Source organism: Paenibacillus sp. Z6-24, from assembly GCF_054161335.1.
On record NZ_CP096398.1, the window covers coordinates 791,444 to 803,990 of the forward strand.

Sequence of the window (12,547 nt, forward strand, 5' to 3'; positions counted from 1 at the left end):
AAAACCAAAATACAACCAATTATGGAGGGTTTATAAATGAGTCAAGAGCAAATCCTTGAAGCCATCAAAGGCATGACTGTACTGGAACTGAACGATCTGGTAAAAGCAATCGAAGAAGAATTCGGCGTAACTGCAGCAGCTCCAGTAGCAGCAGCAGCAGCAGGCGGCGCAGCTGCAGAAGCTGAGCAAACTGAATTTGACGTAGTACTGACATCCGCTGGTGCTTCCAAAATCAACGTAATCAAAGCTGTTCGTGAAGTAACTGGTCTGGGTCTGAAAGAAGCTAAAGAAGTAGTAGACAACGCTCCTAAAGCAATCAAAGAAGGCGTTGCTAAAGAAGAAGCTGAATCCATCAAAGCAAAACTGGAAGAAGCAGGCGCATCTGTAGAATTGAAATAAGAGATTTTCTCTTCTTTCTTACAAACCCCTTGAATCCGTTCAAGGGGTTTGTTTTATAAAAAAAACAGTAAAACAGGTGATATGAAGAAAGGGTGAAGGAATGATATGGGAGATCATTATTATTCCAGCCGGCCTGGCGCAGCGCACGAACGCCGAACGATTGAGGCAGAATTGCGTGGCAAAACTTTCAAATTTATAAGCGATGCCGGTGTCTTTTCCAAAATGGGAGTAGACTATGGCAGCAGAGTACTTATTGATGCTCTGACACTGAATGAAAATTCCAACGTGTTGGATGTAGGCTGTGGCTATGGACCGATCGGTTTATCGGCAGCGTACCTTGCTGCAAAAGGCCATGTGACCATGGTTGATGTGAATGCACGAGCAGTACAGCTTGCCAGAGAGAATGCCAGACTTAACCAGATTGAGAATGTCACGATCCTGGAAAGTGATTTGTTTGCAGCGGTGCAGGGGCAGGTGTTTGACGTCATATTGACAAACCCGCCGATCCGAGCAGGTAAAGCCACGGTACATGCGATCTTCGAACAGGCAGCAGCTCATTTGAAAAAAGGAGGCTCGCTCTGGGTCGTTATTCAAAAGAAGCAGGGTGCACCTTCAGCCAAAGCCAGATTGGAAGAACTGTTTGCCAGCGTGGAAGAGGTTACCAAGGATAAAGGATATCGTATCTTCCAGGCGATTAAATAAAAAAAGGCCTACTCATCGGCGAGGATGAACAGACCTTGACGTAAAACAAAATAGATGAAATCAGTAAAGACGCCTGTTGACTTAAATAGGCTAACGTGTTATTATTACAAAATGTCAGTATTAAGATGCCCTTTTTGGCTTTAGTTTTCTGTGAATTACGAAAATTATGTACCATAAGGGTGTTTAATCTTGTCCTTAAACGTATAATAATCGGTATTTCAGTTAATTTCAACTGAAATATGAGTCTGAGCTGCTGGGTCACATCCGTTGATAGCTGATGGTGCTCTTTTTTCGAGAAGATTCGATAAGAGCTTTTCTCTATTTGTGGGTGTGCACTTCTATGTATGGACCTATTATACGTGATCCAAACAGCAGTTCGCAATGAAATTTTTAAGTGAGTAGACATTAAGGGGTGAGTATAAGTTGGCAGGACATCTTGTTCAATATGGTCGACGCACTCGGCGAAGTTATGCACGAATTAATGAAGTTCTTGAAGTACCTAACCTGATCGAAATCCAACAGAAATCTTATCAGTGGTTTTTGGATGAAGGATTGCGTGAAATGTTCCAGGATATCTCGCCAATTCAAGATTTTACAGGGAATCTGGTACTCGAGTTCATCGACTACAGCCTTGGTGAGCCGAAATACACAGTAGACGATGCGAAAGAGCGTGACGTTACGTATTCAGCTCCATTGCGAGTAAAAGTCCGTCTCATCAATAAGGAAACGGGTGAAGTCAAAGAGCAGGAAGTATTCATGGGTGATTTCCCGCTGATGACGGAAACCGGCACCTTCATTATCAATGGTGCAGAACGGGTTATTGTCAGCCAGTTGGTTCGCTCTCCCAGCGTCTATTTCAGCACTAAAGTCGATAAAAATGGTAAAACATCATATACTGCTACCGTTATTCCTAACCGTGGCGCATGGCTGGAACTGGAGATGGATGCGAAAGATATCGTTTATGTACGTATCGACCGCACCCGTAAGATCCCGGTAACCGTACTGCTGCGTGCTCTTGGATTCGGCAGCGACGCTGAAATTCTGGACCTGCTTGGCAATGACGAATATATCCGCAATACATTAGATAAAGATAACACCGACTCTACCGAGAAAGCGCTGATCGAGATTTACGAGCGTCTTCGTCCGGGCGAGCCACCAACACTTGATAACGCTAAAAGCTTGCTCGTAGCGCGTTTCTTCGATCCAAAACGCTATGATCTCGCCAATGTAGGTCGTTACAAAATCAACAAAAAGCTGCATATTAAAAATCGTCTCTTTAACCAACGTCTGGCTGAGACGCTGATTGATACCAATACAGGTGAGATTGTTGCCGAAGCCGGCCAGGTAGTAGATCGTCGTCTCCTTGATGAGATCATGCCTTACCTTGAAGGTGACCTTAACTTCAAAACTTACCATGTAGCTGGCGGCGTACTGGATGCCAATGATATTCCAATGCAGACGATTAATGTCTTCTCTCCACTTGAAGATGGCAAAGTCGTATCAGTGATTGCCAATGGCACCATTGATAAATCTGTTAAGAATATTACACCGGCTGATATTATCGCATCGATCAGTTACTTCCTGAACCTGCTTCAAGGCATCGGTGATACTGATGATATTGACCATCTGGGTAACCGTCGTCTGCGTTCCGTAGGCGAGCTGCTGCAGAACCAGTTCCGTATTGGTTTGTCCCGTATGGAGCGTGTAGTACGCGAGAGAATGTCCATTCAGGATGCGAACGTCATCACTCCACAGGCACTGATCAACATACGTCCTGTTATTGCATCTATCAAGGAGTTCTTTGGTAGCTCCCAGCTGTCCCAGTTTATGGACCAGACCAACCCGCTTGGCGAACTGACGCACAAACGTCGTCTGTCTGCCCTCGGACCCGGCGGTCTGACCCGTGAGCGCGCAGGCTTTGAAGTCCGTGACGTACATCCGAGTCACTACGGTCGTATGTGTCCTATCGAGACTCCAGAGGGACCGAACATCGGTCTGATCAACTCCCTGTCCACGTTCGCACGCATTAATGAGTATGGCTTCATCGAAGCACCATACCGTCGCGTGGATCCGAACACCAACCGGGTAACCGATCAGATTGATTACCTGACTGCGGATGAAGAAGATAACTATGTAGTAGCACAGGCAAATGCGATCCTGAACGAAGACGGTACTTTTGCAGAAGAAATGGTAATCAGCCGTTATAACAAACAGGCCGATAACATTCTTCCTATGCCAAGAGAACGTGTCGATTACATGGACGTATCTCCAAAACAGGTCGTATCCGTTGCAACAGCGCTGATTCCGTTCTTGGAGAACGATGACTCCAACCGTGCGCTGATGGGTTCCAACATGCAGCGTCAGGCGGTACCTTTGCTTATTCCGAAGGCACCACTGGTCGGTACAGGCATGGAGCACAAAGCCGCCAAGGATTCCGGCGTATGTATCGTAACCAAATACGATGGTATTATCGAACGCTCTACAGCAAGCGAGATTACACTGCGCCGTATCGAGACTGTAGACGGCAAAGAAGTTAAAGGCGATCTCGTTAAGTATAAATTACACAAATTCATGAGATCTAACCAAGGTACTTCCATCAACCAGCGTCCAATCGTTAAAACGGGTGACGTTGTGAAGAAAGGCGATATCCTGGCAGATGGTCCATCCACTGAAATGGGTGAAATCGCTCTGGGCCGTAACGTAGTCGTAGCATTTATGACCTGGGAAGGTTATAACTATGAGGATGCGATCCTGCTGAGTGAAAAACTCGTTAAGGAAGATGTGTACACTTCCATTCATATTGAAGAATATGAATCTGAAGCTCGTGATACGAAGCTTGGTCCGGAAGAAATCACACGTGATATTCCTAATGTGGGTGAAGATGCACTGAAAAATCTCGACGAGCGCGGGATTATCCGTATCGGTGCCGAGATTGCTGCTGGCGATATCCTCGTTGGTAAAGTAACACCTAAAGGTGTAACCGAACTGACAGCAGAAGAGCGCCTACTGCACGCCATCTTTGGTGAAAAAGCACGTGAAGTTCGCGACACCAGCCTGCGCGTACCGCATGGTACAGACGGTATTGTTGTAGACGTCAAAGTGTTCACTAGAGAAAATGGCGATGAATTGCCACCGGGTGTAAATCATCTGGTACGTGTGTACATCGCGCAAAAACGTAAAATCTCCGAAGGCGATAAAATGGCGGGACGCCACGGTAACAAGGGTGTCGTTGCACGTATTCTGCCGGAAGAAGATATGCCGTTTATGCCGGATGGCACACCGGTACAGGTTGTACTGAACCCTCTGGGCGTACCTTCCCGTATGAACATCGGTCAGATTCTCGAAGTCCATATCGGTATGGCAGCGATGAAGCTTGGTATTCACGTCGCTACACCGGTATTTGATGGAGCGAATGAGTATGATGTATTCGATACGATGGAAGAAGCCGGCATGCAGCGTAACGGTAAGACGATCCTTTACGATGGAAGAACCGGTGACGAGTTCGAGCGTGAAGTTACAGTCGGCGTTATGCACATGATCAAACTGGCGCACATGGTTGATGATAAAATCCATGCTCGTTCCACAGGTCCTTACTCTCTCGTTACACAGCAGCCGCTGGGTGGTAAAGCTCAGTTCGGTGGTCAGCGTTTCGGGGAGATGGAAGTATGGGCGCTGGAAGCTTATGGCGCTGCTTACACCCTGCAAGAGATCCTTACTGTCAAATCCGATGATGTCGTTGGCCGTGTGAAAACGTACGAATCCATCGTGAAAGGCGAAAACGTTCCTGAACCGGGCGTTCCTGAATCTTTCAAGGTATTGATCAAGGAGCTGCAAAGCTTGGGTATGGACGTTAAGATTCTCAATGAGGACGAAAACGAAATTGAGATGAGAGAGCTGGATGACGAGGAAGAAAACACCAATGATAAATTGAGCCTCAACCTTGAAGGTTCAGAAGTCGGCGTAGATTAATACACTTATTCATAATTCCCAACATTGTCTGATGAAGGTAGACCGGAGCATTTCCGGTCTATCCGTATTCATCAGACGGTGCGTTGGGATTTGTGCGGAATACAGAGCTTTACAATAAATAGGATTTGGCCTTAGGAGGGGTGTCTCTTGATAGACGTTAACAATTTCGAATTTATGAAAATTGGGCTTGCTTCCCCAGACAAAATTCGTTCTTGGTCCCGCGGAGAAGTTAAAAAACCGGAGACAATCAACTACCGTACGCTTAAACCAGAGAAAGACGGTCTGTTCTGTGAACGTATTTTTGGACCAACCAAAGACTGGGAATGTCATTGCGGTAAATATAAGCGCGTACGTTACAAGGGTGTAGTCTGTGACCGTTGTGGCGTTGAAGTAACACGTGCCAAAGTGCGTCGTGAACGTATGGGACATATTGAGCTGGCAGCTCCTGTATCCCACATTTGGTATTTCAAAGGTATCCCGAGCCGTATGGGTCTTGCACTCGATATGTCTCCACGATCCCTGGAAGAAGTTATCTACTTCGCATCTTATGTTGTTACAGATCCAGGCGAGACACCACTGGAGAAGAAACAGCTTCTCTCTGAAAAAGAATACCGCAGCTACCGTGAGAAATACGGTTACGGATTCCATGCAGGCATGGGTGCGGAAGCGATCAAAAGACTGCTTCAAGATCTTGATCTGGACAAAGAACTGGAATTCTTGCGTGAAGAGCTGCGTACCGCTCAAGGCCAGCGTCGTAACCGTGCGATCAAACGCCTTGAAGTTATCGAAGCTTTCCGTAATTCCGGCAACTCTCCGGACTGGATGATCATGGACGTTCTGCCGGTTATCCCGCCAGAAATCCGTCCAATGGTTCAGCTGGATGGCGGACGTTTTGCAACATCCGACCTGAATGACCTGTACCGTCGTGTCATCAACCGGAATAACCGTCTGAAGCGCCTGCTCGATCTGGGTGCTCCTGATATTATCGTACAGAACGAGAAACGTATGCTGCAAGAAGCAGTAGATGCCCTGATCGATAACGGTCGTCGTGGACGTCCGGTAACCGGCCCTGGTAACCGTCCTCTGAAATCCCTCAGCCATATGCTGAAAGGTAAACAAGGTCGTTTCCGTCAGAACTTGCTCGGTAAACGTGTCGATTACTCTGGTCGTTCCGTTATCGTCGTAGGTCCTTATCTGAAAATGTACCAGTGCGGTCTGCCAAAAGAAATGGCACTGGAACTGTTCAAGCCATTCGTAATGAAAGAGCTGGTTAACAAAGGCCTTGCTCATAACATCAAGAGTGCAAAACGCAAAGTTGAACGTGTAAGTCCGGAAGTATGGGATGTACTGGAAGAAGTAATCAAAGAACACCCAGTTCTTCTGAACCGCGCACCAACGCTGCACAGACTCGGTATCCAGGCATTCGAACCAATTCTGGTTGAAGGCCGTGCAATCCGTCTGCATCCGCTCGTATGTACAGCGTACAACGCTGACTTTGACGGTGACCAGATGGCCGTTCACGTACCATTATCTGCTGAAGCACAAGCGGAAGCGCGCCTGCTGATGCTGGCATCCGGTAACATCTTGAACCCTAAAGATGGCAAACCGGTTGTTACACCTTCCCAGGATATGGTCCTTGGCTCCTACTATCTGACTATGGATAACATGGAAGCCAAAGGTTCGGGCATGATCCTGCGTACAGTGAACGAAGCCGTATCCGCTTATCAGCGTGGCACAGCTTCCCTGCATGCACGCGTAGCGATCCCTGCCAAAGCTCTGGGTAAAACCAGCTTTACTGAAAAACAACAATCCGGTATGTTGATTACAACTGTCGGACGGATTATCTTTAACGAGATTTTCCCTGAGTCTTTCCCTTATATCAATGAACCGACTCGTGCCAACCTGTATCAGGGTATCCCGGATCACTACTTCATCTATGAAAAAGGTACCAACGTACTGGAATTCATGAAGGCTGTTCCAGAGACAGGCGCGATCGGTAAAGAATATCTCGGTACCATCATTGCACGTTGTTTCGAAGTCTACCACACAACCCTGACTTCCATAATTCTGGATAAAATCAAGCAGCTGGGCTTCACGTATTCCACTCGCGCGGGTATTACCGTTGGTGTGGCGGACGTTGTGGTTCCACCGGAGAAAACAGCACTGCTGGCTGAATCCGACAAAAAAGTTGCGGTTATCACGAACCAGTACCGTCGTGGTCTGATTACAAACGAAGAGCGTTATGATCGTGTTATCGAAATCTGGTCCCGTACGAAGGACGAGCTGACGGATATCCTGATGAAATCGATGGATCGTTACAACTCCATCATGCTCATGGTCGATTCCAAGGCGCGGGGTAACAAATCCCAGATTACCCAGCTGGGCGGTATGCGTGGTCTGATGGCCAACCCATCCGGTCGTATCATCGAACTCCCGATCAAATCAAACTTCCGTGAAGGTCTGACAGTCCTTGAGTACTTCCTGTCTACTCACGGAGCGCGTAAAGGTCTGGCGGATACAGCACTTCGTACCGCTGACTCCGGTTATCTGACTCGTCGTCTTGTTGACGTAGCCCAGGATGTAATCGTACGTGAAGATGATTGTGGAACAGACAAAGGCTTTATCGTTAGCCGTATTCAGGATGGTAAAGAAGTTATCGAAGATCTGTACGATCGTCTGGAAGGACGTTACTGCTTCGAGACTGTCCGTCATCCGGAGACTGGTGAAGTACTTGCCAGCCGTAATGAACTGATTGATTCCGATAAGGCTGAAGCTATCGTGGCTGCTGGCGTCAATAAAGTACAGATTCGTTCCGTACTGAGCTGCCGTACAAGACACGGGGTATGTAAGAAATGTTACGGTCGTAACCTGGCGACTGGTAAGCACGTTGAGATCGGTGAAGCGGTTGGTATTATCGCTGCCCAATCCATCGGTGAGCCAGGAACACAGCTGACGATGCGTACGTTCCATACCGGTGGTGTAGCCGGAGACGATATCACTCAAGGTTTGCCGCGTATTCAGGAGCTGTTTGAAGCCCGTAACCCTAAAGGTCAGGCGACAATCAGTGAAATCGATGGTGTCATCAAAGAAATCCGTGAAGCCAAAGACCGTCGTGAAATCGAAGTCGAAGGTGAAGCGGAAACCAAAGTCTACTCCGTTACCTACGGTTCCCGCCTGCGCGTAAGAGAAGGCATGGAAATCGAAGCAGGGGACGAACTGACAGATGGTTCTATCGATCCGAAAGAAATGCTGCGTATCAAAGGTATCCGTGGCGTACAGAACTACATCCTGCAGGAAGTACAGCGCGTATACCGTAACCAGGGTGTAGAAATCAACGATAAGCACGTTGAAGTTATGATCAGACAAATGCTGCGCAAAATCCGTATTGTGGATAACGGCGAGACTACACTGCTGCCAGGTTCATTTGTAGACATCTACGAATACGAAGATGCCAACAAAGTGGCCATTATGGGAGATCGTGAGCCTGCTGTTGCCAAACCGGTACTGCTCGGTATTACCAAAGCATCCCTGGAGACAGATTCCTTCCTGTCTGCTGCATCCTTCCAGGAGACTACTCGTGTCCTGACCGATGCTGCAATCAAAGGTAAAGTCGACAAATTGCTCGGTCTGAAAGAGAACGTTATTATCGGTAAGCTGATCCCTGCAGGTACAGGTATGAACCGTTACCGCAGCGTGAAGTTTGAAGAGCCGGAAGCAGTGGAAGGGAACGAAGAGAACCTGGAGACTGTGACGGTAGAGTAGCATGCAAATGCTTTAAAAACATTGACTGCAAGAGCAGTGAATTGATATGATACAAAGTAGGGTTCATACCGGGAAAGTTATACTTTCCCGGGTGGACTGCTGCTTTATCCATACACTTATCCACATAATTCTTTATTTAACATTCAACTTATCTATTGACACTGGCTTATGGTAATGCTAATATAGCAAAGGTGCGTGAATAGAGCGCTGATCCCTGATCTTTTGGAGGGAATCGGAAGATGACTAATGATAAAGGATTACAGGATGCCCGTATCAAGATCGGCACCAAGCAGACAATGCGAATGGTCGAAGCGGGGCAAGCCACTGAAGTCTATGTTGCGCAGGATGCAGAGCAGCATCTCATTTCAAAGATCGTGCAATTATGTTCCAAGCACTCTGTCAGAATCACTTATGTAGATACGATGAAGGAACTGGGCAAGGCATGTGGAATCGAAGTGGGAAGTGCAATGGCTGTTGTCCTTAAATAATGCAATAAGGAACGTTTTTGCTAGTCAGAACGGCAGGCAAAAACTTTTCATTTGTTCTTTTATGAACCGCCTGGGTCTGTGGGCTTAACAAACGGTTTACAAAAAGAACTGAAAATATGGGAAGGGGGTGGCAATACAATGCCAACTATCAATCAATTGGTCCGTAAAGGACGTCAAGCGAAAATCGAGAAATCGAAATCTCCTGCACTGCAAAAAGGGTTTAACGCTCTGAAACGTCAAGAGACAAACCTGAGTGCTCCACAAAAACGTGGTGTATGTACTCGTGTAGGTACAATGACTCCGAAAAAACCTAACTCCGCGCTTCGTAAGTATGCTCGTGTACGTTTGACTAACCGTATCGAGGTTACTGCTTACATTCCAGGTATCGGTCATAACCTTCAAGAGCACAGCGTAGTACTCGTACGTGGTGGCCGGGTTAAAGACTTACCAGGGGTTCGTTATCATATCGTTCGTGGCGCGCTGGATACAGCAGGCGTTAACAACCGTATGCAAGGTCGTTCCAAATATGGTACAAAACGTCCTAAAGAGAAAAAGTAATTCGATGAGTGCAGAAATCTGCACTGCACATTTAAGAAAGGGGGATAACCATGCCAAGAAAAGGTCCAGTTACCAAAAGAGACGTGCTGCCTGATCCGGTGTATAACAGCAAACTTGTTACTCGCTTGATCAACCGCATCATGATCGACGGAAAACGTGGAGTTGCTCAAAGCATTCTTTATAACGCGTTCAACCTGATTCAAGAACGTACAGGAAATGATCCTATGGAAGTATTCGAGGCGGCAATCAAGAACATTATGCCGGTTCTCGAAGTTAAAGCTCGCCGTGTCGGTGGTGCTAACTATCAAGTACCTATCGAAGTTAAGCCGGAGAGACGTACTTCCCTTGGTCTGCGTTGGCTCGTTAACTACTCCCGCAACCGCGGCGAGAAGACTATGGAAGAACGCCTGGCAGCTGAAATCATCGATGCATCCAATAACACTGGCGCATCTGTGAAGAAGCGTGAAGATACACACAAAATGGCTGAAGCGAACAAAGCGTTTGCTCACTACCGCTGGTAGGATTCAAGCCAATTTTCAAAAATTCCTATTTTTGAAGGGAGCACCTATTCATGGCAAGAGAGTTCTCCTTGAAAAATACACGTAATATTGGTATCATGGCACACATTGATGCCGGTAAAACAACCACTACAGAACGTATCTTGTTCTACACAGGCCGTACGCACAAAATCGGTGAAGTTCACGAAGGCGCTGCGACAATGGACTGGATGGAGCAAGAACAAGAGCGCGGTATTACGATTACATCCGCGGCTACGACTGCTCAGTGGAAGGGCCACCGCGTTAATATCATTGATACTCCAGGTCACGTTGACTTCACTGTTGAAGTTGAACGTTCCCTGCGTGTATTGGACGGGGCCGTAGGCGTATTTAGTGCGAAAGAGGGCGTTGAGCCACAATCCGAGACTGTTTGGAGACAAGCAGACCGTTATGGTGTACCTCGTATCGCTTATGTCAATAAAATGGATATTATCGGTGCTGATTACCTGAACGTAGTTAAAGACATGCGCGAACGTCTGCAAGCGAACGCAGTAGCGATTCAATTGCCGATTGGTGCAGAGAATGACTTCGTAGGTATCATCGATATTATTGAAATGAAAGCTATCCAGTATAAAGATGATTTGGGTAAAGATCCGGTAGATATCGAGATCCCAGCCGAGCTGAAAGATACTGTTGATGAGCTTCGTATGGAACTGGTAGAGAAAGTATCAGAACTGGACGAAGATCTGATGATGAAATACCTTGAAGGAGAAGAGCTGACGGTTGATGAAATCAAAGCTGCTCTGCGTAAAGGTGTTTGTGATGTTAAGATCTTCCCTGTAATCTGTGGCTCCTCTTACCGCAACAAAGGTGTACAGCCGATGTTGGATGCTGTTATCGACTACCTGCCGTCTCCACTGGATGTACCGGCGATCAATGGTCAGCTCGAAGACGGTACAGAAGAAATTCGTCATTCTTCGGATGAAGAACCATTCTCTGCACTGGCATTCAAAATCATGACTGACCCTTATGTTGGTAAACTGACATTCTTCCGTGTATACTCTGGTGTACTGCAATCCGGTTCTTACGTTCTGAATGCCACTAAAGGCAAACGCGAACGTATCGGTCGTATCCTGCAAATGCACGCTAACAGTCGTGAAGAAATCAGCGTAGTATACGCTGGTGACATCGCAGCAGCTGTTGGTTTGAAAGATACAGGAACTGGTGATACACTGTGTGATGAGAAGAATCCGGTTATCTTGGAGTCCATGAACTTCCCTGATCCGGTTATCGAGATCGCAGTTGAACCAAAAACCAAAGCAGACCAAGATAAAATGGCAACTGCTCTGGGTAAATTGACGGAAGAAGATCCTACTCTGCGCGCTTCCACTAACGAAGAAACAGGACAAACTATCCTGGCAGGTATGGGTGAGCTTCACCTTGATATCATTATCGACCGTATGCGTCGTGAATTTAAGGTTGAAACTAACGTAGGTCAACCACAGGTTGCTTATCGTGAAACATTCCGTCAACCAGCTCGCGTCGAAGGTAAATTCGTACGTCAGTCCGGTGGTCGTGGTCAATACGGTCACGTCTGGGTTGAATTCGAACCTCTCGAAGCAGGTACTGGTAACCAATTCGAAAGCAAAATTGTCGGTGGTTCCGTACCAAGAGAATATGTTGGCCCTGCACTCGCAGGTATCGAGGAGCAAATGAAGAACGGTGTTCTTGCAGGCTTCCCGGTTGTAGACGTAAAAGCTACAGTTGTAGACGGATCTTATCATGATGTCGATTCCAACGAAATGGCGTTCAAAATCGCCGGTTCGATGGCATTGAAAGCTGCAAAAGACAAGTGTAAACCTGTCCTGCTGGAGCCAGTCATGAAAGTTGAAGTTACAGTACCAGAAGAGTATATGGGTGACGTAATGGGTATGCTGAACTCCCGTCGCGGCCGTATCGAAGGTATGGATTCCCGCAACGGTACTCAAATTATCCGTGCAAAAGTACCTCTGTCCGAAATGTTTGGATATTCCACTACACTTCGTTCCGGTACACAAGGACGCGGCGTGTTCTCCATGGAACTTTCTCATTATGAAGAAGTACCTAAGAGCATTGCTGAAGCAGTTAGTGCAAAAGCTAACGGCTAAGTCCAATATTCGTTTTCACCTATGG

The 12,547-nt window shown here is 47.0% G+C and carries 8 protein-coding genes; all 8 read left to right on the forward strand.

Features of this window, described 5'->3' with window-relative positions:
* Positions 1–36 precede the first annotated feature (36 nt).
* The gene (gene rplL, locus M1D61_RS03395) at positions 37–399 is read left to right on the forward strand and encodes a 50S ribosomal protein L7/L12 (RefSeq protein WP_046213354.1); all 363 of its coding nucleotides are present in this window, start codon (positions 37–39) and stop codon (positions 397–399) included.
* Positions 400–504: 105 nt separating this feature from the next.
* The gene (locus tag M1D61_RS03400; RefSeq protein ID WP_458121200.1) at positions 505–1,101 is read left to right on the forward strand and encodes a class I SAM-dependent methyltransferase; all 597 of its coding nucleotides are present in this window, start codon (positions 505–507) and stop codon (positions 1,099–1,101) included.
* A 423-nt stretch (positions 1,102–1,524) separates the two neighbouring features.
* A complete protein-coding gene (gene rpoB / locus M1D61_RS03405) occupies positions 1,525–5,070 on the forward strand; it encodes a DNA-directed RNA polymerase subunit beta (RefSeq protein WP_458121201.1) in 3,546 nt (1,181 codons plus the stop codon).
* 147 nt (positions 5,071–5,217) lie between these two features.
* Positions 5,218–8,832: a DNA-directed RNA polymerase subunit beta' gene (rpoC, locus tag M1D61_RS03410; RefSeq protein WP_458121202.1), complete on the forward strand. Its 3,615-nt coding sequence runs from the start codon at positions 5,218–5,220 to the stop codon at positions 8,830–8,832.
* Between the two features lie 239 nt (positions 8,833–9,071).
* On the forward strand, positions 9,072–9,320 hold the full coding sequence (locus M1D61_RS03415; protein WP_046213350.1) for a ribosomal L7Ae/L30e/S12e/Gadd45 family protein: 249 nt from the start codon (positions 9,072–9,074) through the stop codon (positions 9,318–9,320).
* Between the two features lie 138 nt (positions 9,321–9,458).
* Positions 9,459–9,878, forward strand: coding sequence for a 30S ribosomal protein S12 (gene rpsL, locus M1D61_RS03420; RefSeq protein WP_017815358.1), 420 nt, complete (start codon positions 9,459–9,461; stop codon positions 9,876–9,878).
* 50 nt (positions 9,879–9,928) lie between these two features.
* On the forward strand, positions 9,929–10,399 hold the full coding sequence (gene rpsG, locus M1D61_RS03425) for a 30S ribosomal protein S7 (protein WP_017815359.1): 471 nt from the start codon (positions 9,929–9,931) through the stop codon (positions 10,397–10,399).
* A 50-nt stretch (positions 10,400–10,449) separates the two neighbouring features.
* Complete coding sequence (fusA, locus tag M1D61_RS03430; protein ID WP_458121203.1) at positions 10,450–12,522, forward strand: elongation factor G; 2,073 nt, start codon at positions 10,450–10,452, stop codon at positions 12,520–12,522.
* Positions 12,523–12,547 lie beyond the last annotated feature (25 nt).